This window comes from Mycobacterium sp. URHD0025, from assembly GCF_000426065.1.
In the GTDB taxonomy this organism is placed as follows: Bacteria; Actinomycetota; Actinomycetes; order Mycobacteriales; family Mycobacteriaceae; genus Mycobacterium.
The window spans coordinates 66,470-89,882 of sequence record NZ_AUEQ01000006.1; the positions used below are offsets into that span (position 1 = coordinate 66,470).

20 protein-coding genes are annotated in these 23,413 nt (G+C 67.8%); 9 read left to right on the plus strand and 11 right to left on the minus strand.

All coding sequences use genetic code 11. The features are described from left to right. Positions 1–76 precede the first annotated feature (76 nt). Positions 77–1,333, plus strand: a complete 1,257-nt coding sequence (locus H977_RS0104700) for a L,D-transpeptidase (protein ID WP_029106768.1) — start codon at positions 77–79, stop codon at positions 1,331–1,333. 101 nt (positions 1,334–1,434) lie between these two features. Next, positions 1,435–2,073, plus strand: coding sequence for an RICIN domain-containing protein (locus tag H977_RS0104705; protein WP_029106769.1), 639 nt, complete (start codon positions 1,435–1,437; stop codon positions 2,071–2,073). Positions 2,074–2,124: 51 nt separating this feature from the next. Here H977_RS0104705 and H977_RS0104710 read toward each other — a convergent pair whose 3' ends face one another. Beyond that, positions 2,125–2,685 carry a TetR/AcrR family transcriptional regulator gene (locus H977_RS0104710; protein ID WP_029106770.1) on the minus strand — a complete coding sequence of 187 codons (561 nt, stop codon included), beginning with the start codon at positions 2,683–2,685 and terminating at the stop codon, positions 2,125–2,127. Positions 2,686–2,759: 74 nt separating this feature from the next. On the opposite strand from H977_RS0104710, the gene H977_RS0104715 reads away from it, so the two are divergent. Then, entirely contained in the window at positions 2,760–3,641 is an 882-nt protein-coding gene (locus H977_RS0104715; protein ID WP_029106771.1) for an SDR family oxidoreductase, read from the plus strand. A gap of 4 nt (positions 3,642–3,645) precedes the next feature. On the opposite strand, the gene H977_RS0104720 is transcribed toward H977_RS0104715, so the two are convergent. After that, positions 3,646–4,293 (minus strand): TetR/AcrR family transcriptional regulator, encoded by a 648-nt coding sequence (locus H977_RS0104720; protein ID WP_029106772.1) that lies wholly within the window; start codon positions 4,291–4,293, stop codon positions 3,646–3,648. A 136-nt stretch (positions 4,294–4,429) separates the two neighbouring features. On the opposite strand from H977_RS0104720, the gene H977_RS34380 reads away from it, so the two are divergent. From H977_RS34380 to H977_RS35180, 3 genes are all read left to right on the plus strand, one after another. Next, entirely contained in the window at positions 4,430–6,178 is a 1,749-nt protein-coding gene (locus H977_RS34380; RefSeq protein ID WP_051288677.1) for an alpha/beta fold hydrolase, read from the plus strand. Positions 6,179–6,197: 19 nt separating this feature from the next. Further along, positions 6,198–6,674, plus strand: a complete 477-nt coding sequence (locus H977_RS34385; RefSeq protein ID WP_051288678.1) for a hypothetical protein — start codon at positions 6,198–6,200, stop codon at positions 6,672–6,674. 160 nt (positions 6,675–6,834) lie between these two features. Beyond that, positions 6,835–6,984 (plus strand): hypothetical protein, encoded by a 150-nt coding sequence (locus tag H977_RS35180; protein WP_155946525.1) that lies wholly within the window; start codon positions 6,835–6,837, stop codon positions 6,982–6,984. Here H977_RS35180 and recD read toward each other — a convergent pair. Genes recD through H977_RS0104760 form a run of 5 tightly spaced genes read right to left on the minus strand, consistent with a single transcriptional unit; the run spans position 6,981 to position 16,865 of the window. After that, entirely contained in the window at positions 6,981–8,654 is a 1,674-nt protein-coding gene (recD, locus tag H977_RS0104740; RefSeq protein ID WP_029106775.1) for an exodeoxyribonuclease V subunit alpha, read from the minus strand. The genes H977_RS35180 and recD overlap by 4 nt on opposite strands. Then, positions 8,654–11,908: an exodeoxyribonuclease V subunit beta gene (gene recB / locus H977_RS0104745; RefSeq protein ID WP_029106776.1), complete on the minus strand. Its 3,255-nt coding sequence runs from the start codon at positions 11,906–11,908 to the stop codon at positions 8,654–8,656. Before recB ends, recD begins: the two co-directional genes overlap by 1 nt. Continuing rightward, a complete protein-coding gene (recC, locus tag H977_RS0104750; RefSeq protein ID WP_029106777.1) occupies positions 11,905–15,117 on the minus strand; it encodes an exodeoxyribonuclease V subunit gamma in 3,213 nt (1,070 codons plus the stop codon). The genes recB and recC overlap by 4 nt, the downstream gene beginning before the upstream one ends. 24 nt (positions 15,118–15,141) lie before the next feature. Continuing rightward, positions 15,142–16,341, minus strand: a complete 1,200-nt coding sequence (locus H977_RS0104755; RefSeq protein ID WP_051288714.1) for an MFS transporter — start codon at positions 16,339–16,341, stop codon at positions 15,142–15,144. Between the two features lie 47 nt (positions 16,342–16,388). Further along, complete coding sequence (locus tag H977_RS0104760) at positions 16,389–16,865, minus strand: MarR family winged helix-turn-helix transcriptional regulator (RefSeq protein ID WP_036475144.1); 477 nt, start codon at positions 16,863–16,865, stop codon at positions 16,389–16,391. 125 nt (positions 16,866–16,990) lie between these two features. On the opposite strand from H977_RS0104760, the gene H977_RS0104765 reads away from it, so the two are divergent. Further along, complete coding sequence (locus H977_RS0104765; RefSeq protein WP_029106780.1) at positions 16,991–17,827, plus strand: hypothetical protein; 837 nt, start codon at positions 16,991–16,993, stop codon at positions 17,825–17,827. 77 nt (positions 17,828–17,904) lie between these two features. Here H977_RS0104765 and H977_RS0104770 read toward each other — a convergent pair whose 3' ends face one another. From H977_RS0104770 to H977_RS0104785, 4 genes are all read right to left on the minus strand, one after another. Next, positions 17,905–18,615 carry a crotonase/enoyl-CoA hydratase family protein gene (locus H977_RS0104770; protein ID WP_029106781.1) on the minus strand — a complete coding sequence of 237 codons (711 nt, stop codon included), beginning with the start codon at positions 18,613–18,615 and terminating at the stop codon, positions 17,905–17,907. A 22-nt stretch (positions 18,616–18,637) separates the two neighbouring features. Beyond that, a complete protein-coding gene (locus H977_RS0104775) occupies positions 18,638–19,489 on the minus strand; it encodes a DUF8453 domain-containing protein (protein WP_029106782.1) in 852 nt (283 codons plus the stop codon). Positions 19,490–19,562: 73 nt separating this feature from the next. Further along, complete coding sequence (locus tag H977_RS0104780) at positions 19,563–20,576, minus strand: phospholipase effector Tle1 domain-containing protein (RefSeq protein WP_353587223.1); 1,014 nt, start codon at positions 20,574–20,576, stop codon at positions 19,563–19,565. A gap of 216 nt (positions 20,577–20,792) precedes the next feature. After that, positions 20,793–21,518, minus strand: a complete 726-nt coding sequence (locus tag H977_RS0104785) for an MBL fold metallo-hydrolase (RefSeq protein ID WP_029106784.1) — start codon at positions 21,516–21,518, stop codon at positions 20,793–20,795. A gap of 135 nt (positions 21,519–21,653) precedes the next feature. On the opposite strand from H977_RS0104785, the gene H977_RS0104790 reads away from it, so the two are divergent. Together H977_RS0104790 and H977_RS0104795 are read left to right on the plus strand one after the other, a co-directional pair. Beyond that, positions 21,654–22,103 (plus strand): RrF2 family transcriptional regulator, encoded by a 450-nt coding sequence (locus H977_RS0104790; RefSeq protein ID WP_029106785.1) that lies wholly within the window; start codon positions 21,654–21,656, stop codon positions 22,101–22,103. Beyond that, positions 22,100–23,335 (plus strand): globin domain-containing protein, encoded by a 1,236-nt coding sequence (locus H977_RS0104795; protein ID WP_029106786.1) that lies wholly within the window; start codon positions 22,100–22,102, stop codon positions 23,333–23,335. The genes H977_RS0104790 and H977_RS0104795 overlap by 4 nt, the downstream gene beginning before the upstream one ends. Positions 23,336–23,413 lie beyond the last annotated feature (78 nt).

The following is a 23,413-nucleotide window of genomic DNA, read 5'->3' on the forward strand; positions in this document are numbered from 1 at the left end:
AGCGCGGGCGTCCCGGCTACGATTGACGCACCGATCGAATCCTCGATCAATCAGGCCCTCGCCGAACCACATTGGAGTGAAGTTGACGTCTGTTCGCCGTGCCTATCTGGCGGTCGCACTTGCCGTGCTGGCCGTGTCAGGTGGCGTCGTTGTCTCGGCCCTGCCGGACTGCGCCGAGCACTGCCAGACGTTGGCCGCGCCGCCCCAAGGCGTCCCGCAGGCGTCACCCACCGAGCCGGCCAAATTGACCATCACCCCCAAGCCCGACGCCGAGGTGGATCCTCTGGCCCGGGTCATGGTCACCGCCGACACCGGCACCGTGACGCGCGTGACGATGGTCAACGATGCGGGCAAGGAGATCCCCGGCATCCTCACTCCCGATGCCAGGACCTGGAAGCCCACCACCACGCTGGGCTACGGCCGCACCTACACGCTGAAGGTCGACGCACGCGGTCCGGGTGGCATGCCGACCCGCAAAAGCACCACCTTCTCCACCGTGACCCCCGGCTACCAGGCCCGCGTCTACCTCAACGGCACCAACTACGCCCCGCTGCAGGACGGCGCCACCTACGGCGTCGGCATGGTGATCGTCGCGCGCTTCGACGAGCCGATCACCGACAAAGCCGCCGCCGAGAACCGGATGAAGGTCATCACCGAGCCCAAGGCCATCGGGTCGTGGAACTGGATCGACGACCAGACCGCGCACTGGCGTCCCGCGAAGTACTACGCCCCGGGCACCAAGGTCACCGTCGACGCCGGGATCTACGGCGCCAAACTCGGCGACGACCTGTACGGCGCGCAGGACGAGAAGGTCTCCTTCACCATCGGCGCCTCGCACGTCACCATCGCCGACGACACCGACAAGCAGGTGCGGGTCTACGAGAACGGCAAGCTCGTGCGCACCATGCCGACCTCGATGGGCATGGGCGGCACCGAGACCATCGGTGGCACCACGATGAGCTTCTGGACCCCGCGCGGCGTCTACACCGTGATGGACAAGGCCAACCCGGTGATCATGGACTCCTCGACCTACGGTCTGCCCGTCAACTCGCGGCTCGGCTACAAGACGACCATCCCGTGGGCCACCCGCATCAGCATCGACGGCATCTACCTGCACCAGCTCAACGCGACGGTGTGGGCACAGGGCAAGACCAACACCAGCCACGGCTGCCTCAACCTGAACGGCGAGAACGCCGAGTGGTTCTACAACTTCTCGGTGCCCGGCGACATCGTCGAAATCCGCAACACCGGCGGCGACCCGCTCAAGCCCACCAATAACGGCGACTGGACCGTGCCGTGGACCGAGTGGGTCAAGGGCAGCGCGCTGCGCTGAGTCTCGAACAGATTCAGAACGGGTAGTCGCCTACTCACTCCATCGGTCCACTCACACCTCACCCTGGTCGTAGCGCGCTGGTCACAGCGCGGTGAGGGGGCATGATCATGGCGCTGCCGACACCCGGTACCTACGGAATGCTGGTGGCGAAGCATTCCGGTAAGGCCATCGAAGTAGAGGATGCGTCGCTGGCGGACGGCACCAGACTCATTCAGTCCGACAGGGCCGGGACCACTAATCAGTTGTTCCGATTCTCCGAAGCCGCGCCGGGCTTCGTCAGCATCGCGGCGCTTCACTCGGACAAGGTCCTGCAGGTGGCCGACGGGCTGGAACCTGTCCGCCAGTTCGCCCGAACTGCCGAGGGAAGTCAGGAGTTCTCCGTGGCGCAGAGCGGGGACTTCCTTGTGATCGCAAACCGACTTTCCGGCCGTGTGCTCGATGTCCGGGGCGCCAGCAAGGACAACGGCGCCGAACTCATTCAGTTTCCGTTCCTGGATGACCACGGCAACCAGCTGTGGAGTTTCGTGCCGGTGGACGTGAGTCCGTGCGCGGGCATCACCCGTCAGATCCGCAAGAACGACGAGCGAATCGCCAATGATCTGACGGGCCTTGACGACCCAGATATCACGCCGGAGCAGCGCAAGTCGCTGCAGAAGGATCTGGACGACGCGCGGGCGCGGAAGCGCGGGCTGGAGAAGGAGCTCAGCCGTTGTCTCGCAGGACTGCCTGTGCCGGGTTAGTCGCCGGGCAGCTTGGCGCAATCCGGTCGATGACCTGGTTAGCCTGCGCCGCTAGGCGGTCAACGCCTTCAAATCGTTCATTGTCGACGTGACGATCTCGCCCAGCCCGGCCTCGGCGTCGTCGTGCACCCATCGGGTGAACGCGACCTTGAACACCGCCATCCCGGCTTCGGCGGCCAAGTGTGCGGCCGCATCGCCTATGCCGCGCTGATGTAGCGCTTCGGCCATCTCGGTGGACAGCGAGGCGAGCTTGATCAGTTCGCGCTCCTGCAGCGCGGGGTTGGCGTCGATGATGGACTGCCGCCGCCGGGCATGGTCGCGTCTGCCGTCGAACACCGGACCGAGCGCACGCAACGCGGCACCGATGACATCGAGGGGCGCGGCGTCGGCCGGGGCGTCGGCGATGGCGGCGAGCAGGATTTCGGTGAGCATCGCCTGCCCGCCGAACAGTGCCTCGCGCTTGTCGGCGAAGTAGCGGAAATAGGTGCGCTCGGTGAGCCCGGCCCGCTCGGCGATTTCGGCGACCGTGGTCTGGTCGAATCCGCGCTCGCGGTAGAGCTGCAAGGCCGCCTCCTGGAGGCGGTCGCTCGCATTGGGCTCCCAGCGGCTCATGAAGTGATCCTAGGGAATGTCAGCGACTGTCATCGCGTTGTGGTGATGACAGTCGCTGACATCAGGAGGATTCCATGAAAGTTTTCGTCACCGGTGCATCGGGCTTTGTCGGTGCCGCAGTGATTCGTGACCTCGTCACCCACGGCCATGACGTCGTCGGCTTGGCGCGCTCCGACGCCTCGGCCGACGCCATCAGTGCCGCAGGCGCGGGCGTCCATCGCGGCGATCTGAACGACCATGACAGTTTGAGGTCCGGTGCCGACGCCAGCGATGGCGTCATTCACCTGGCCTTCCACCACGACTTCGACAACTTCACCGACGCCGGGGAGCTGGATCGCCGCGCCATCGAAGTCCTCGGCACGACCCTCGCCGGCTCGGACCGCCCGCTGGTCGTCACCTCGGGCGTCGCCGGGCACAGTGCCGGCCGTGTACTGACCGAGAACGACGCGTCTCGACCTGGCCTGCCCCGGCATTCCGAGACCGCGGTGCTGGCCTTCGCCGACAAGGGAGTGCGAGCCGCGATCGTGCGGCTGTCACCGACCACGCACGGCGAGGGCGATCACGGGTTCGTGCCACGGCTCATCGAGATCGCCCGGGAGAAAGGTGTGTCGGCCTATATCGGTGACGGCGCCAACCGGTGGCCGGCCGTGCACCGGCTCGATGCCGCCCCACTGTTCCGGCTGGCTCTGGAGCAGGCACCGTCCGGGACGGTGCTGCATGCCGTGGCCGAGGAGGGCATCGCGGGCCGGGACATCGCCACCGCCATCGGGCGTCATCTCGGACTGCCGGTGGTCAGTGTTGCGCCGGAGCAGGCCTTCGAACACTTCGGGTGGATCGGCGGCATGTTCGCACTCGATGTCCCGACGTCCAGTGCGTTGACGCGCGAGCGGTTCGGCTGGCAGCCCAACGAAGTGGGACTGCTCGAGGACCTCGACCGCGGGGACTACTTCGAATGAGCGATCAGTGTGGGAACACCTGACGCGGCGGCGGCGGCTTCCTCACGATGGCCGGCAGGATGAACGTCTCGATGTAGCCCCGCGCCACCGCAGGGTCGTTGCGGACCGGTACGGCCTTCACCAGGAAGCTCAGCGCGGTCGCAATGATGAACTGCGCGAGATCGTTCGGGTGTAGGCCGGGCCGGAACTGGGTGGCGTCGTCGGCGATGATGCCCTCGACAGTGGCGGTCACCAGATCCGTCAGGTCGGTGTCCTTGGCGATCAACGACGCGATCGTGCCGTCGGGCGTTTGGTCGGCGATGGTGTTGAGCAGCGGATCGGCGACCAGCTCGGTGGCGACGATCACCATGCTCTCGACCAGCAGGTCGATCGGCCGGGCGCCTTCGGGCATGCGCGTCAGGATCGAGGCCATGTGCCGCTGGGTGGTGCGTTGCACCATGGCTGCGATCAACTCGTTGCGGTTGGCGAACTGCCGGTAGATCGCGGTACGCGAATAGCCGGCCTCGTGGGCGATGACCTCCATGGTCGAAGCCCGGTGACCGCGGGTGGTGAACAGATGCTCGGCGGCATCCATCAATACCTCGCGCGCTTGCTCGGCGCTGTTGCCGCCGCCCACCGGGCGCCCACGGGATCGGCGTGCTGGTGCTGACAATCGACTGTCCTGCTCGGCTGCGTGATGGGGCTTCAGTATGCCCGACGGATGCGGCCGGCCAGACATTAAAGAAACATTCTTGGCAATTTGTTCTATTTCCCTGCGGGCCGACGATGACGCCGGTTAGCGTGCCTGCGTGACCAAACGGGGCAGGGCGATCAATGCGGTACTGGTGATGGGGTTGGGTGCGTTGGTGGTCGCGCTGTGGATGGGGTTGATCGCAGCGACGGCGGCACCGGCGCACGCGGACCCCGGCAGAGGGAAATCAACGACGCAGTCCGCCAACGACTCTGACAACTCTTCGGTACGACGCGACAAGCCTGCCCGCTCCGGCCCGCGCAAGCAGAAGCTGCGCCGCGTTGACGACGGACCGATGCGTACGCGTCCGCGGCTGTCGCTGCCCAAGCAGGCGTCCGGCGTCCGTGACATGGTCGAGGGAATCGCCGAAAAAGCCCGTAGCGCTGTCGCCGATGTTGTCGATCAGGCGCCGAACCTCAAGACCGCACAAGCACTTCCGCCTCGCAAACCCACGACGAAACGCGGCGCGCCAGAGGTTCGGGACGGCGCCGACACGGCCGCGGCCGAGAAGAGGGCACCGGCCGTCGCCGCCGCGATCGACGCCATCGCCCACCCGGTACACGTGCGGGCGCCGCTCGCACAGAAGAACACGATTGCCGACCGGATCGCCACGCAGAGTCACGCGGTGCTCACCGATATCGCTGACCGGGTTTCGGACATCCAGGCGGCGCGACCCATGGCGCAACTGGCCGCAGCGGTCAGGACTCCCGCGCCCGGGCAGAGTCCGGTACCGCTGGTCAACATCGTCGGCTCATTGGTGTTCAACGTGGTCGGCGCTGCGCTGCAGGTGTTCTCGGGCCCGCCGGCACTCCCGCCGGGGAGCACCGTCACGGTGCGCACCTCGACCTTGACCATGCCGGGAACCAGCCAAACCGTGCGGGCCGACTGGTATTTCCCGGAAGACGCGGACTCCGCCACCGGCGTCATCTATCTGCAGCACGGGTTCATGGCCACCGGCCCGATGTACAGCTACACCGCGGCATACCTGGCCGAGGAGACCAACAGCATCGTCGTCGCCCCGACGCTGTCGTCAAACCTTTTCGACCCCAGCGGCGAATGGATCGGCGGCGAGCCGATGCAGCAGTCGGTCGCCGATCTGTTCGCCGACGATCGGACCGAACTGACCGCGAGCGCCAGCGCGGCGGCCGGCCAACCCGTCACGCTGCCATCCCAATTCGTCCTGGTCGGCCATTCCCTGGGCGGGATGCTGGTGACCGGCGCCGCCGGTCGTATGGCCGATGGCGGCGCGGTCGACGACCTCGCCGGGGTGGTCCTGCTCGACGCGGTGGACACCCACAACGACATGCCCGAAGCGCTCGAAGCCTTGAGCGGCGCCAATTACCGTCCGGTGCTGCTCATTTCATCCGAACGGTACGTGTGGAATCGCAACGGCACCGTCGGGGACGAACTGCAGGCCGCCCGGCCAGGGGAGTTCAACGGCGTCATGCTGGTCGGTGGACGGCACATCGACGGAATGCAGGGCGGCAACGTCATCCTGCAGGCCGCCGAATACCTCATCGCGGGCGTCTCGCAACCGCAGAACACCGCAGCGGTCAAAACGATTGCGGCCGGCTGGATCAACGACATGTACACCGGCACCGACGACGGCGTCCAGGGTGCACCGCAACAGAGCATCGACATCCCGACCTCTTCGGGTACTGCCACCGCGGTGGTGTTGCCGTTCACCTCGTCCGACCCGGTGCGGGCGACGCCCTGGGACGGGCTGGTGGGGCCACTGCTGGATGCGCTGTTCCAGTACGCGGTGTACGAACCGCTGGCCGGACAGTCCGTTCCGATGACCGTCTGAGGATTAAAAATCGGTGCTCATGACCCCGCGGTTCGGCTCATATCCTGATGAGGACGCCGAACCGGGGGGTGCCGTGGAGGAGAGAGCGCCAGAGGAATACCCGCACGAGTGGGTTGACCGATACGGGCCCCAGGCGTATGCGCCACCTCAGGCCTGGGGCCGGCCGGCATCCGCTGCCAAACGGCATTACCAAGCCACGCTGGCCATCCGCTGCTTCGTCGCAGTGATCGGAGCCGGCGCTGTGCTGTTCTGGGCGCTGATCGTTTTCGCGATGCTGGGTTCTGCTTTCGACCCGGATCCGGCCACCGATCCGCACGGCTTCGGCATCGTCTTCGGCGTTCTCATCTCCGTGCCACTGAGCCTCTTCTGGGCCCTGCTGTTGCCGTTCGCCGCACCGAGACGCTGGTGGGGCCGTGCCTTCGCGATCTCGTTGCTGACGTTCGTGGCAGTGACGGCGCTCGTGTTCTGGGCGCTGAGTGTCTCTGGAGCCGGTTAGCGTCAGGTCCCGATTCGCTGGCAGCCGCTGAACAAGGCATATACCAAGCTCAGCTATACATTTTGCCGCGAAATCGTTAACCAAATTGGTGCCCGATCAATATGTGATTCAGCCCACCGGCGATGTACATTGTGATCGCTGTCATAGGAAAGGGCGTGAAATGCTCAGTGCATTTGTGGGTGTACTTCTGCTGGTGCTCGGCATCGGCGCGGTCGCCGGCGTCGTCACGGCTGTCGCGATGGGCTTGCCCACCCTGGCCATCGTGATCGGCCTCATCTCCGGCGCATTTTTCGCCGGGCGCGCTGTTTAAGGCCGCAGCCGCTTTCGCAGGCCGGTCGCTCGGACTGCCTGCCGGGCGATTGCCGCGCGAATTTCCGCTTCGGACCCCACCACACGCACCCGTGTCTTCGCCCGGGTGACGGCGGTATAGAAGAGCTCCCTCGTCAACAGGCGGGAATCTTCCGGTGGCAGCAGCACGGTCACCTCGTCGGCCTGGCTGCCCTGGGATTTGTGGATCGTCATGGCGTGCATGGTCTCCACCTCGGTGAGCCGGCCGGTCGCGAACGTTCCCGGCCCGCCCACGGTCCCGCCCACGACGGCGCGCAGCCCATCCGGGGTGGCAATGGTGACCCCGGTATCGCCGTTGTAGAGCTTGAGTCCATAGTCGTTGGCCGTCACCAGGATTGGTCGCCCGACATACCACGATGCCCACATGGGCTCCCCGGTCGCCTCGGCCAGCCACCGCTGCACCTGACGGTTCCACTGCGCGACGCCGAACGGGCCGTGCCGGTGCGCGCACAACAGCCGATGCTCGTCGAGGATGGTCAGCGCCACCCGCGCATCGCCGAGCATCGCCGCCTGCCTCAGCGCGAGGGCATGCGGCACAAGCACTTCCCGTAACCGCGCGGACGGGTCCGACCGCACCCACTCGACGTGCTCGCCGCCGTCCGCCAACACCGACAGCGCACCGGAGGCGTCGCCGGTGCGGATTGCTGATGCCAACGCACCGATCGACTCACCGAACCGGTGCGAGGTTTGCAGGGCAGCCACCCCGCGCGAACCCAACCCGTCGACCAGATCGGCCAACACCGCGCCGGCTTCCACCGAGGCCAGCTGATCCGGATCACCGACCAGCAGTAGCCGGGTTTGCGGACGCACCGCCTCCAACAGCCGCGCCATCATGGTCAGCGACACCATCGAGGTCTCGTCGACGACGATCACGTCATGCGGCAACCGATTCGCCCGGTGATGGCGAAACCGCGACGACGTGTCGGGACGCGGCCCCAACAGCCGGTGCAACGTAGTGGCCTGCAAGCCCGAGATCCGCTCACGGTCCACGGCATCCAGCCGGTCCACCTCGAGCTGCACGGCCTCCTGCAGCCGCGCGGCGGCCTTACCGGTCGGCGCGGCCAGCGCGATCCGCAGTGACGGGCGACCAGCCAGTGCCGCCTGCTCGGCCAGCAGCGCCAGCAGCCGCGCCACCGTGGTGGTCTTGCCGGTGCCCGGACCACCGGTCAGCACAGTCAACCCCTGCGACAACGCGACTTTCGCCGCGGCCCGCTGCTCCTCGAAACCCGGCGGGAACAATCGCGCCACATCGGGTGCCGAGCCACCCGGCTGGGCACCCACGAGGGCCAGCACGTCGTCGCACACCTGCTGCTCCTCCAACCAGTACCGGTCCAGGTACAGCAGATCTCCGAACAACCGCAGCACCGGGGGAGTGCCCAGCAGCGGGCTGGCCGCCACGGCCGTCAACCACTCGTCGACCGGCGGCCACGGCAGCTCCGGCAACTGGGTCTGCTCGGCCACCGAGCGCAGGTCCACGCACACCGAGCCGCCGCGCAGGGCCCGCACCGCCAGAGCCAGGGCAAGTTCGACGGACGGATCGATCGCACTGGCTTCGGAGTAGGCGAGTGCGCTCAAGCGCTGGGCCACATGCACATCGGCAGGTTCGAGAATCTCGGCAAAGGCGTCCAACATCACGAGGCTCCCTGATCCAGCAGCTCTGACATCGCGATCACCAGTGCCGCGGGCGGCTCCCAGCTGAACACCCCGGCCGGGTGTCCGTCGACGACGGGCGTCTGAGGCCCGCACATGCCGCGGACGAACAGGTACATCACCCCGCCCAGATGTGTGGCCGGATCATAATCCGGCAGCCGCCACCTCAGGAACCGGTGCAGCACAACGCTGTACAACAACGCCTGCAGCGGGTAGTCGGAGTGCAACATCGCCTCGACCATCCGGTCCCGCCCGTAATCGGCCGCGGTGAGCGGCTCGTCGCCGGTACCCAGCCAGTTGGTCTTGTAGTCGACCACCACGAAACGCTGCCCGATCCGCAGCACGACATCGACCGAGCCGGACAGGTAGCCGCGCAGTGGTTGACGGCCCAGCAGCCCCGTCGACAACCGCTCGGCGTACACGGCCATCGGATCATCGGCCGGCAGGTGCTCATCGAGCAGTGCCCCGACATCGGCCAGCCTGGCGAACTCACCGCCGCGCAGATCGCCACCCGCCATGGGGAACTCGAAGTCCAGTTCGCACAACCGGTCGGCCATCCCGATCTGGCGCAGCGTCACGCCGGGAGCCAACGGTCCCAACGGGGTGTCGTGCATGGGCAGCAGCGCCGCGGCCATCTCGTCGGCTGAGACCTCGACCGGCCAGTGGGCCGCATGGCGGCGCACCTGGGCCTGTAGTTCGGTGGCGAGATCGGCGGCCTGCGGGTTCGCAGTCTCCAGTACCGCGTGCACGAGCGAGCCGAACGCGGCCCCGGTGGGCAGCGATGCCATCGGCGACGGCACGTCGGCACCCTGGGTGGGCGCGACGACGGCGATGTCGGTCGACTCGTCGTCGAGCTCGGTGATCTCGGGCTCGCTGGACACCCCGGGATTGCCGTCGTCCTCGGCCGCGCGCAACAGCCCCGAATAGGACGTGCGCCGCCATGCGGTGTCGATGGCACGGTGAAAATGCCGCGCCGCCAGATCGTCTGGTATCGCCCGTTGGGGTAGCGGCGTGGCGGGCCCGATCACCGACTCCTCCAGCACCGGACCGCCCTCGGCTTCCCAGGCACGCAACCGGGCCAGCGCATCCTCGTCGGAAACCTTCGCCGGGGCGACTCGGTCGGGCACGGCGGCCTGCCCCGGGACGCGCCCGCGCAGCAGACGCGACAGGCCGCCGTTCGGTTCGTCGTTCGACGGTGCCCACCAGGCCACCACCTGTGACTGGGCCCGCGTCATCGCCACATAGGTCAGCCGGCTGTCATCGGCGGCGGCCTCGGCTCGGCCGGCCCGCGTCACCGCCGGATCGACCCCGCCGACCTGCAGGCAGCGCACGCCCTCGTCATGGAACAACACCAGGTCCGGTTCCGGCACATACCGATTGAACGCGAACGGCAGGTACACGATCGGGAACTGCAGCCCCTTGCTCACCCACACCGTCATGATCTGCACCGCGGCGGCGTCACTGTCCAGGCGGCGGTTCCGCTCGGACGTGCCGCCACCTTCGGAGCGCTGCGTGCGCAGCCAGTCCCGCAGCGCGGCCAGCCCGAAGCCCTCGCGGTGGGCGGTGTCGCCGAGCAACTGGGTCATGTGGGCCACGTCGGTCATCAGCCGCTCACCGCCCTGCCAGGACAAGACCCGCCTGCCCATCCCGGCCAGCTGCGCGGCCTCGAAGATGGCTGCCACTCCGCGCTCCCTGGCATGGCCGGCCCAGGTGCGCAGCGTGTCGGCGACGCGATCGGTCAACGCATCCCCGCCCGCGGCAAGGGTTTCCGCCGTCTCGCCGAAGAACATCGTGGCCGCCGCGGCCCGTACCAACCCTGGACGGTGCGGCTGGTCGAACGCCTCCAGCAGATACAGCCAGTCCTCGGCCGCCTCGGAATTGAACACATCGGAATCCCCGGTGTAGACGGCGGGAATGCCTGCCTCGAGCAGCGCGGTGTGGCAGGCCCGGGCATCTTTGTGGGTCTCGACGATCACCGCGATGTCACGGGCCTGCAGTGGGTTGCCGTCGAAGGTGGCGCCGCTGTTCAACAACCCACCGATGTCGGCGGCCAGATCCTTGCCGATGTGATCGCGCAGATCCGCGATCGGAATCACCTTGGTGCCGGCACGGTTTCGTGTCACCACACGCAGTCGGAACGGCTCGTTGCGGGGCGCCCCGGCCAGGCGGTGGCCCTGATGGTTCGCCTGCACATCGCGCACCACGATGTCTGGGCCACCCAGTTCGGCACCCCGCAGCACTGCCTGCAGGCGGTCCACCAGCACGCTGTCGCTGCGCCAGTTGGTGCCCAGCGTCTGCTTGTCGCCGGCGGTGGCAGCCGCACGCAGGTAGGTGTCGATGTCGCCGCCGCGAAACGCGTAGATCGCCTGCTTGGGATCGCCGATCAGGATCAGCGTGGAGCGCCCGGAGAACGCCCGCTCGATCACCTGCCACTGCACCGGGTCGGTGTCCTGGAACTCGTCGACCATCACGATCGGCCACCGCTGCGCCATCCGCACCCGGGCCGCGGAGTCTTCGGAATTCAAAGCCGCGGCCAGCCGGGTCAGCAGATCGTCATACCCCAGCACACCTCGGCGACGCTTGCGAATCTCCAACTCCGCCAGAACCGCCCGCGCGAACCCCACACGTATCGCGGCCGGCGACTCCGGCTCGGGATCCCGTGGCCGCAGCTCGGTCGCCGGATTGGACACCACGACACGGGCCAGCTTCAGCGCCTCGGCATAGCCCAGGTCGGGGACATCCCGCTGAGCACCGAAGTGGGCGAGATACAGATCGTCCACGATCTCGCACACCAGCTCGTCAAGACTCTCGACCAGCGTCACACCCGAATCGCTGTCCCCGGCGACACCAAGGGATTTCAGGACGATCTGGCAGAACTGATGCGTGGTCGCGATGGTCGCCGCGTCGAATCCGGCCAGCGCATCGCGCAGTCGCTGCCCGCGGGCCTGTCGGTCCTCGGTGACCAGATACTGCAGCAGATCGTTGTCGGCCCGTGACGGATCCTCCAATGCCACCAGGGCGCCGACGATCTGGGCGCGCACCCGCTCGCGCAATTCCTGGCTGGCGGCCCGGCCGAACGTGATGAGCAGCATCTGATCGAGCGTGGCGGCGCCCTCGGCCACCAGCCGCGTCACCAGGCCGGCCAGAGCGAACGTCTTGCCGGTGCCCGCGCTGGCCTCCAGCACCGTGGTGCTGTTGACGTGTGGCAGCGGGCCGAGCAGATCGAAGACCTTCACGACACAGACCTTTCGGCCTGCAGCATGGGCAGCCACAACCGTTCCGCATACGCACCCAACCCGGCCAGCCGGCTCAGCGGCACGCCGCGGCCCCACGCGCGCACATGCGCCGGCGCCTCATCCTCACCGGGAAAGCGTGAGCTGCGCCAACGAAATCCGGCCTCGCGCTCGGGGTCGTCACCGGCATGCCGGGCAACCGCCCACGCATAGGACGTCTTGACGGGCAGCGGCAACGGCTCGCGGCGGCCCGCGTCATAGATGGCCACCAGATCGGCCAGCAGCGCGACCGCATCGTCGGGGCGGCCCAATCCTGCTACCCGCGGGGTGTCACCGCGCCGCGGGCGCCCGATGCACACCGCCGACCAGTCCCGCTCCGGGTACCCGGCGGCCAATGCCAACAACGGAATCCACGATTGCAACAGATGCTTGCCGTCGAGCTTCGAGTAGGTCACCGACACCAGCCGGTCGCCGAACACCGGGGAGACGGTGCCGGCCAGCCGTCGCCCGGTACCCAGATCGATGTCGACGTCATAGGCCTGCGGATCGGTGCTCCGGTGGCGCAGTGCCTCGGTGGCCATCAGCGCGCACCGGTCACGCAAGGCGATCGCCCGTCGCCAACCCAACTGGCCTGGCGGCAGCGTGCCGCGACGCCACTCGGCCTGCTGCGCGTCCGCCGGGGTCATGCCGCGCAGGATGTCGGTGAGCATCCGATCGCCGACGGTCCACTCCTCCAGCGCGTCGATGTCGACCGGCATCGCATCCGACACCCCGTCCACATCCCAGGGCAGCGTGTACTCCAGCGCCCGGAAGAAGCCCTTCACCGGATCTCTGAAGAAACTGACGAGATCCTCCAGCGCGACGTCCCCGGGCGCCTGGGCCGGCAGCGGATGATCGAAGAATGCCGGCCGCTCGGCCCGCTGCCCGGCGCTGGCCTTCGCGGCCGTGAGTGCCGTGGGATCGAACGTGAACGGGCCTTCGGCCAACAGCGCGCCGGGGGTGACGTTGCGAATATCGAAGGGCTGCAACGGGTGTGCGGTGACCACATCCACGGGCTGCTCGGCCGTGATCTTGAGTGTGTCCAGAAGTTCGGCCAACGGCACCGCCGGCGGGCGGACCTGACCGGAGTACTCGTTGGCGCCGGTATAGGTGACGACGAGGGTTTGGGTGGCCGCACCGATCGCGTCGAGCAACAACTGGCGGTCCTCCGAGCGGATGTCGCGTTCGCCGGTGCGCGGATCGCGGGCCAGCACGTCGTCGCCGTCGACCGCACCCAGGCGGGGGAACACCCCGTCGTCCAATCCGACCAGGCACACCACCCGGTGTGGCACCGACCGCATCGGCACCATGGTGCACACCGTCAGGGTGCCGGTGCGGAAGTTGGCCCGCGTCGGCCGCCCGGCCAGGTGCCGATCCAGCAGTGCACGAATATCACTGAGCCGCATGGGTGTCGCGGCCGCACCGGCGGCCTCGGCGATGTCGGCGAACTCGCGCTGCACCTGGGCGGCGGGCCACTCCTCGTCAGAGCAGGCCAGCCCTTCGATCCCGGCGGCCAGGGCCGACAGCCACTCGCCGAGCGGGCGGACACCGCTGAGCTGATCGACGGCCTGCCGGAGTTTCTCCACGAACTCGGCGAAGCGGCCCGCCAGCTCGACCCGGTTGCTGCTCACATCGTCGAGCGGAAGTGTGGTGCCCAGCCAGGCATGCGAATCGTCGGACATCGCCACCCCGGCTAGTATCCGATCGATGCCGAAACGCCAGCTGTTGTGCAGGAATTCGACGCCGTACGGCCTGCGGTGCTCCTGATCGAAGCCCCACCGGATGTTGGCCTCGCGCACCCAGGCGGTGATGGCCTCCAGATCGTCGTCGGTGAAGCCGAACCGGGCCCGCACGGGTGCCGACTCGGCAAGGTTGAGCACCTCGCTCGCGGTGGCCCGGCCGCCGGCCAGCGTCAGCACCGACGCCGCCACCGACAGCAGCGGATTCGTCTGTACCAGAGCACGATCGGCCAGCCGCACCCGTAGCTTGTGCGCCGGATGCGCACCGATGCTGATCTGCGCGCCTCGCGTGCCCGGCATCGCATCGCCCAACCCGAACCCCGCCGTGATCAACGGCGTATAGGTCTCGATATCCGGGCACATCACCAGGATGTCGCGCGGTTCCAGCGTCGGGTCGTCGGCGAGCAGTCCCAGCAACACCTCGCGCAGCACCTCGATCTGGCGGGCCGGCCCGTGGCAGCTGTGCACCTGCACCGAGCGGTCCTCCCGCCGCGGCACCCGCCCCGCCGGGCGCACCGCGTTGGCGGCGATGTCGGACTGGAGCCAACCCAGCACGGTGTCGGGATAGCCGGTGCCCGTGAGATATTCGTCGGTGTCCGGAATGGGCAGGGCCCGTTGAAGTTCTCGCAGATCCCGCCCGAGGGTGGCCAGCAGAGGGTGGCCGACCTCGCGGTGGCTGCTGTCCTCACGGCGGGGGAGCGGCCCGGTGTGCGTGGTCAGCGAGCGCCACAGATTGTCGCTGGGCTGCGGCAGCCACAGATGCAGATCGTGATGGGTGGCCAGTGCCCGGAGCAGTTCGATCTCGGTGACCGGCAGGCGGGTGTGCCCGAACAACGACAGCCGCTCCGGCAGGTCGCTCGGTGATTCAGTCAGCCGGGCAAGGGTTTTCGTATGCCGGATGTGCGGCGGCTCGGCATCGATGCGCTCGGTCAGCGCCTGCCACAGCGGGGCCTGCCAGGACAGGTCAGCGGGCAGGCCGTCCCAATCGACCAGCAGCTGTGGCCGCTGCCGCGCATAGGAGGCGAACAGCCCGGCCAGCCGTCTGGCCACCGCGTAGCGCCGGCCCTGACGCAGCTCATACTCGTCACCGGTCTCGAAATGCCCGAGATGGGTGGCCACCGGTGCGCACCACGGCTGGTCCAGGTTGTCGTCGATCACCGCCAGCAGAGGCCATGCCATGGCGTCGGCCGACCACGGATCCTCCTCGGCCGTCCCGGTCAGCTCGGCGATCAGCGAACGCGGATTCCGGAACTCGACGGCCGCACAGACCCCCAGCCGGTTCGCCAGCCGCTGACTCAGCCAACGCTCCACGCCCTTGGCCGGCACCAGCACCAGCTCCTGGGCGAACGGATCGGACGGCGGCTGCGCGAGCAGACCTGCCAGCCCGTCGGCGAGCAGATCGGTGCGCTCGGCCCGGTGCAGGTGCAATGCCATCGAGAGACAACGATAGAGACCGGGTCAGACGGTCGCGGGGTTTGGCGCGGACAGCGTGGCGGGCCGGGTGACCAGAGCGACGAGCAGAGTGACCGCTCCGGCGATGACGAACGCCACCCGCACGTTGAACAGGTCGGCCGCTCCGCCCAGCAGCGCCGCGGCGAACGGTCGCGACCCGAGGAACCCGACGAGCCACAACGCCATGATGCGGCCCCGCAGTTCCTCCGGTGCCCGCTCCTGCACGACGGTGCTCAGACCCGTCATCGCCCAACCGAAACCCAGCCCCGCGACCGCGAAACCGGTCAGCGCCAAGGCTGTCACGGTGCCCAGTGCCAGCAGCGCGCAGCCGGTCACCAACAACCACAGTCCGACGGTCGAGACCATGGCGGCCGCCAGCCGGCCACGCATCGTCGCCAGCACCACCATGCCGAGGGCCGCGCCGAGGCCGAACGCCGCGGACAGCGCGCCCACCAGGTGCGCGCCGCCACCGAGGTCCTCGGCCATCGACGGGGTGAGCGTGATCGACGGATCGGAGGCGAACCCGACCGTCGTCACCGCCAGCAGGGCCAGCAGCAGCGGGCGGTCCCGCCAGACGTAGGCCAGCGCGGCGCGCACGCGGTAGTCCCCGCCGGGGCTGCGCTCAGGCCGAGCCGGGAAAGTGACCAGCAGCAGGAACACCGCGAACACCATGTGCAGGCCCGCACTGATCGCGAAGCCCGGCGCCGCGCCGAGGTGGGCGGCCAGGTAGGCGCCGATGGCTGGGCCCAGGATGCGGCCGATGGTCATCGGAATGCTGTTGAGCGCCATGGCCGTTGCCAACTCGCCATCGCGGATCAGGCTCGGCACGACCGACTGCATGGCCGGGCCGCCGATGACGAATCCGAAACCCACGAGCGTGGAGCCGACGAGTACCGGCACCGCCGCGGCGGTGCCCTGCAGGTCGGGGGACAGGGTCAGCCAGAGTGCGGTCGAGCCGGAGCCGATGATGCACAACACCCGGCCCCACAGGATCTGGCGGGCCGGGTCGCCGACATCGGCCCACTTGCCGCTGGTCGGGCTCAGGATGAGCTGGGGGAGGAACTGCGCGACCCCCACCATGCCCACCATCACGGCCGAGCCGGTGGCGTCGAAGATGACGATGGCCGCCACGATGCCGTGCGTCCACACCGCGACGACGGAGAACATCTTGCCCCAGAACAGCGCGCCGAAGACCGGGTCGAACATGAGCTTCAGGGCGCCGCGTGGCTGCGGGCGAGCCGTCGTCCGGGTGTTCACGAACAGACGCTCCGCTCGAAATCGCTGACCAGTTGCTCCAACAGGTCGACGAGTGTGTCGACGTCGGATTCGCGCCAATGCGCGACGGTCTCGGCGACCATCTCGCGGCGCCGTTCGGTGACATCGGCCAGTGCCTGTCGGCCCTTGTCGGTGAGGGCGAGCACGCAGCGGCGCTGGTCCTCTGCGGCAAAGGTTTTGGTCAGCAGGCCGGCGGCGACGACATTGGCGACGGTGCGGCTGGCGGTGGAGTGCTCGACGGCCATGTACTCGGCCACCTCGCCGATCGAGGCGCTCTGCCCGGCCTTCGCCCGTTGCTCGACGGCCCGCAACACCCGCAGTGTCGACAGGGTCGGGACGCTGCCCGAGGCGTCGATCAGCCGGCGCCGCCACCCGGGGCGTTGCCGGACGGTGTGGATGCGCACCAGGAGTTCGTCGAGTTGGTTGTAGCGGGGCACCATATATGCATAGCGCATACATGTTTTTCGGCCGAAGGCGGGCGGACGAACTCACGCCAGTAACGCAGTGGCGGAAAAGTCGCGGGAAAACCGCCACAGCGTTACTGGCCAAGGATGTCCGTGGCAGTTGGCACACTCCGCGTATGGGGGAACCGTTCATCGGCAGCGAGGCGATAGCGGCCGGCACACTGACGCGTCACGCACTGCGTAGCCGGTTCATCGCGGTGCACCGCGATGTCTACGTCGCAAGAGGAACCAAGCCCACTGCGGTGTTGCGGGCCAAGGCCAGTTGGCTGCGGTCGCGTCGACGCGGGGTGCTGGCGGGCTACTCGGCCGCGGCATTGCACGGCGCCCGCTGGATCGACGCAAGCCTGCCCGCCTACATCATCGACAGTAATCATCGCCCCGCCCGCGGGATCATCGCGTGGGGCGACGCCATCGACGAGGACGAAATCTGTCAGATCGGCGACATGCGACTGACCAATCCGGCCCGCACCGCGGTGGATTTGGCGTGCAAGTTCGCCGAAGACACCGCAGTGGCGGCCATCGACGCCCTGGCGAGGGCGGCCCGGCTGAAGGTTTCTGACATCGAGGCGGCGGCCGAACGCCACTCGGGCCGCAAAGGCATCAAGCAGGCCCGCGCCACGATCGCGTTGGTGGATCCGGGCGCGGAGTCGCCGCAGGAAACCTGGTTGCGGCTCTTGGTCATTCGCGCCGGCTATCCGCGGCCCGAAACGCAGTATCCCGTCTGCAACGAATACGGCGCGGTGATCGGCGAGGTCGATCTCGCCTGGCCCAATCTGAAGATCGCGCTCGAATACGAAGGGCGGCACCATGCCGATCCCGACATCCTCCGTAAGGACATCGCGCGGGTTGACGAGATGATCGAAAACCGCTGGATCGTCGTCCGAGTTACCTGCCGTGACGGCGAGGCCAACGTGCTCCGACGCATCGCCAAGGCGTGGGCATCACGCCAGTAACGCAGTGGCGGAAAAACCGCGGGAAAACCGCCACAGCGTTACTGGAGAGGGGGCAGGTGGGACCGCAGGAAGCGGAACTAGCCCGCGAATTCCTTTGCCAGCCCGTCGATTCCCGCGCGAATCGCGGTCAATGCCTCAGCGCGGGCCTTGAGCTTGCTGGCCACATGCGCACCGGTGTTCAGGGTCGCCGCGGCCTCGGCCGCCACCTGCTGGGCCCGGGCGAGCACCGCGTCGGGCTCGACGACCTCATCGAGCCAGCCGCCCGCGATCGCCGCATCGCCGGTGAACACCGCGGCCATGGCGATCCCGCGCTGAAAAGCCGCCCGGGTCAAGCGCATTCGCATGATCTCGATGGCCGCGTTCGGCAGGGTCATCCCGATCTTCACCTCGTTGGCCTGGCACCGCGTCGTCACCGAGCCGACCCGATGATCGCCGGACAACAGCAGGAACGAACCCATCGCGATGGCGTGCCCGGTCGCGGCCATGATCACCGGCACCGGGAACGTCAGGCACCGCACCGACAGCTCGAAACCGCCCGCGAGCATGCCCAGGGTTGCCGCCACATCGCCGGACGAGAACACACTGAGGTCGAACCCGCCGCTGAAGACTTTCGAATTACCGGCCAGCACCAAGGCTTTCACCTCGCCGGCCGCCGCGCCGGCGCCCGCCTGGTCCAGCGCCGCGCCGATCTCGGCCTGCATCGCAGGCGACAGTGCGTTGACCTTGCCGTCGTCCATCGTGATCGTGGCCACGGCATCGTTGAGCTCGTAGCTCACCAGGCTGCTCATCGCACGATGGTAGCGAGTGGCATCAGGCCCGATGACGCCTGCCGGAGGTTGCCGCCGGCTTGATCAGGTCGGTCTCGGGATCGTCATCGTCGTAATCGTCGTCGTCATCGTCGTGGCTGGCCTCGTAGCGGTCGCGCCAGCGGACCCGGGCCTCGGCGCCGAGGGCGTTGATGCGGTTGATCTCGGTCCGCAGCTTCTGCTCGTCGGTCTCCTTGGCGGCGTACTGGAAATAGGTCAGTACACCGCGCAACAGCTCCAGCTTCTGCTTCTCCCGCCGGGCCTGATCATGGGTGGTCAGCAGCTCCATGCGGTCCACCGGCGGCAGAGTCGCCCAATCCAGCACCGCGGTGTTGCGCAGCTTGCGGCCACTGGGCTTGCCGGGCGTGCCCGGCTCGTCGTAGTAGGTGATCGCTCCGTCGAAACGCGACGCGATGGCCTCACCGAGCTGCTTGCGGTCCAGCGCGGAATCCCACACGATGCGCCACTCCTGTGACGGCGCCAGATACGGGATCTCGGCGGGCAGATTCAACGGCACGATATCGACGAAGTTGTCGTCGTAGGAGCTTTCGTATTTGCCGACCGTCGGCGGGTTCGCGAACTCGAACCGCAGCCCGTAGGCCGGCCGTCGCCCGTAGTTGCGGACCACCAGTTCGATCAGGTGCCAATCGGCGCTGCTCGGTTCCATGAACATCGACACGTTGGGCTGGGTGAGCTCGGCCTGCCGTTCCTTCGCCTTCAAGTACTGCCGCCAGGCATAGATCAATGCGATGACGACGACGACGATCGCCACCCATGCCGCGAGCGCAGTCCATGCACCCGGGTCGAAACTAGCCAACTCACGCCCCCGCTCCGTGACTGAATCGATGATCCCCACCAGGTGGGTATATCACGGACTTTCGATGGGGGCAGCAGTCCGGCTCAGCAAACTTCAGTCAAAAGCTGCCATGTCACGACGCGACGGCGGTGAGGATGTCGCGCTGCGCGGTCGCGGTGACCGGCGTGTGTACCAGTCGCTCGCCTCGGGCCAGCCACTCGGCATCGGCCCATTCGATACGCGCGGGCAGTCGCCGCCAATAGTGCGGATGCGAACGCAGATACAGCTCCACGCTGGCGTGCACCTTGGCGTCCAGCGGGGGCCGGCACCGACCGATCGCCGGCGTCGTCCCCGACAGCGCGTCGAGATCGGTGGGGCAGGCGGTCTTGTCGACAACCCCGAGCCCCGCGGCAATCGCCCCGTCCAGGATCCAGTCGAACGCGATATCGGCAAGCGGCCAGCACGCGCCGGTGCCGCCGGCGACATCGCGGCGGGTACCCCGGAACCAGACCTCGTCGAGGTGCTCGCAGTACCGCATGGTCCGGCGCCCGCCGTCCACCGCCACCGCATGGCGGCCCGATTCCACGGTGGGTAGCGGACCCATCCGCTGCTTCGTGCCCCGGGTGGCCGTCGCGTTCCAGAGGCCGACGAATCGCACGGGTACGGCTGGGTCGCGGTCGCCGACCAGTTGCGCCGTCAGCACCCTGATCTGCCGCCAGTCCTGCGGGGTCCGCGGCGTGCGGGGTAGCACATAGGTGGCCAGCGCGTAGTCGAGTACGACTTCGGAGTGCGCCGGCAGCAAGCCGACCGTGCCGAGCAGGGTGGCCAGCTCACCGGCGCGGTGGCCGCCCTCGCCGCCACCGAAGACAAAGATGCGGTCCCCGGGATCCCAGGCGTCCCCGAGGAATCGGTAGGCCTCGACGATGGCTGCCCGGGCCTCGCTCACCGAGTCGCCATGGCGGCCCGGCGCGATTCGCCGGCTGTTTCGGATCGCCGCTCCACTGTGATACCAGGTCAGCTGATCGGTGCCGTCCAGCAACCGAAACAGCATCTCGGTATTCGATGCGTCGCGGAATCCGGGATGTTCGTCTGTGTGGTCGAAGCACAACACGATGTTCTTCACGGTGACCCCCGGCGGGACTGTCAACTACTACTCAACTGATGCTGACTAGTACTTTGCCGGGTCGGGATGCTGATGTCCTGAGTATTGCACTACTCGAATCGCGCAAAAGGGCCCGTAGTTCCTATTGCAACGGCATGGGCAACGAAATCCGTGGCAGATGGCTCATCAGAAGGTGGGATTGCTCTGCTGCGGCGGCGTCAATTCAGTGGATTCCGCATGTGGGTTCACTGGAACGATTCATCAGCCGCCCATCAGCATGTGCCACTGCTCAAGGTTCGACGCCCGATACACGTAGTTGCTGCGTCTCACCTCATCGAGCGGCGCGCTCGGTTCCTCGGAGTACCAGTGGCCGGGGAACACGGTCGGATCCCCGGGCAGCTGGGCCAGCGCCTGCAGGCTGCGGAACATGTCGTCGACATTGCCGCCGGGAAAGTCGGTGCGCCCGCAACCGTCGAGGAACAACGTGTCCCCGGCGACCAGTCGACCGTCCAGCAGGAAGCACTGACTGCCCGGCGTATGGCCGGGGGTGTGCAGCAGCTCGATCTCCACCGCGCCGACAGCGACCTTGTCCCCGTGTACGTGCTCGGTGAGCTCGCTCGGCGCGATGCCGGTGACCCGCGAGACCCAGTCCGCCTCGTGGGTGTTGACGTGGACCGGCACGCTCTCGCGTTCCAGCAACTCGGCGAGGCCCTTGAGGGAGAAGCCCGCCATGGTGCCGCCGACGTGGTCGGGGTGGTGATGGGTGACCAGCACCCCCGACAGCCGCATGCCATCGCTCTCGAGCGCGTCGACGAGATCGTTGGCCGCGTAGGCAGGGTCGACCACGACGGCGTCGCCAGTTTCGCGGTCGCCGATCAGATAGGAGAAGTTGCGCATCTGCTGGGCGATCACATCGCCGGCCGCGTAGTCGCGACCGGACAACAACTGCCGGAAGTACAAGCGGTCTTGGGCCTTGGGCTCGGACATGCGTTTCAGGGTATTCGTGCTCCGTATCGCCTTCCGCGCGCATCTGCGCAGGTCTAAAAACCGCACGTCATCGCGTGTTTGACCCCACTCCGATAAAACTCGCATCAAAAATGCCGAATTACTAACGTCATCGGTATGCACCTCACCCGGTTCACCGACTTGGGACTCCGCACGCTGATGCTGCTGTCCTCGGGTGAATCCGAGGACCGGCGCATCACCACCCGCACCATCGCCTCGGCCGCCAATGCCTCCGAGCACCACGTCGCCAAGGCGGTGTCCAAGCTGTCCGAGCTCGGCATGGTGCATGCCCGGAGGGGGCGGGTCGGCGGACTCGTGCTCACCGAGGCCGGGCGCAACGCCTCGATCGGCCTGCTGGTGCGCGAACTCGAAGGTGACCGCGAGGTCATCGAATGCGGTGGGGACTCCCCGTGCCCCTTGATCGCGGCCTGCCGGCTGCGGCGCCTGCTGGCCGAGGCGAAGGAGGCGTTCTATCGCGAACTCGACCGCTACACCGTGACAGACCTGACGGCCGACAACCGCTTACCGATTGTTTTACAACTCACAACCGAAGGGAATCTCCGATGACCGTCACCAGCCCCGAGCCGTCAGCGGTACGCGACGAACTCGAGCCGCGCCACGCCGAAATCGTCTCGGCGACACTGCCTCTCATCGGCGCGCACATCGACGAGATCACCTCGGAGTTCTACCGGCGGCTGTTTGCCAACCACCCCGAGCTGCTGCGCAACCTGTTCAACCGCGGCAACCAGGCCCAGGGTGCCCAGCAGCGCGCGCTGGCCGCCTCGATCGCCACGTTCGCCACCCATCTGGTGAACCCTGAGCTGCCGCACCCGTCGGCCCTGCTTGCGCGTATCGGTCACAAGCACGCCTCGCTGGGCATCACCGCCGAGCAGTACCCGATCGTGCACGACAACCTGTTCGCCGCGATCGTCGAGGTGCTGGGTGCCGACACGGTGACGCCCGAGGTCGCCGAGGCCTGGGACCGGGTCTACTGGATCATGGCCGACACCCTGATCGCCCTGGAGCGTGACCTGTACGCCGGCGCCGGCGTGGAACCCGGTGACGTCTTCCGGCGACTGCGCGTCATCTCCCGCGTCGACGACCCGTCCGGCGCGGTCCTGGTCACCGTCCGCGCCACCGAGCCCGTCAACTTCGCCCCCGGGCAATATGTCTCGGTCGGTGTGACGCTGCCCGACGGCGCCCGTCAGCTACGCCAGTACAGCCTGGTCGGCGCACCCGGATCCACCGATCTGACGTTTGCGGTCAAACCCGTCGACGCCGTCACCGGCCAGCCCGCGGGCGAGGTCTCCTCCTGGATGAGGGCCAATCTGTGCGTCGGCGACCTGCTCGACGTCACGCTTCCCTTCGGCGACCTGTACAACGGCGGCAGGCCCGACGGACCCCTGGTGCTGGTGTCGGCCGGGATCGGCATCACCCCGATGGTCGGCATCCTCGAATTCCTGGCCGCCGAGGCACCCGACGTCCGCGTGCACGTCCTGCACGCCGACCGCAGCGACAGTGCCCACCCGCTTCGGGAGCGCCAGCACGAACTGGTCGAGGCGCTGCCCAACGCGAGCCTCGACCTCTGGTACGAGGACGGCGTCACCGCCGGCGCCGCCGGTGTCCACGCCGGCCTGCTCAAGCTCGACGGCATCGAGCTGCCCGCCGACGCCGCGTATTACCTGTGCGGCGGCGCCGGATTCGTCGACGCGGTCCGCACCCAACTGGGCGAGCGCGGCGTCGCAGGCGAACGGGTGCACTGCGAGCTGTTCGCACCCAACGATTGGCTCCTGGACTAGCCGACCAGCCGAAACAGTGCCCTGGCGGCCGCGCTGACCTGCGGTTTGGTGCGGCTGCCGGGGAAGCTGTACCCTCTT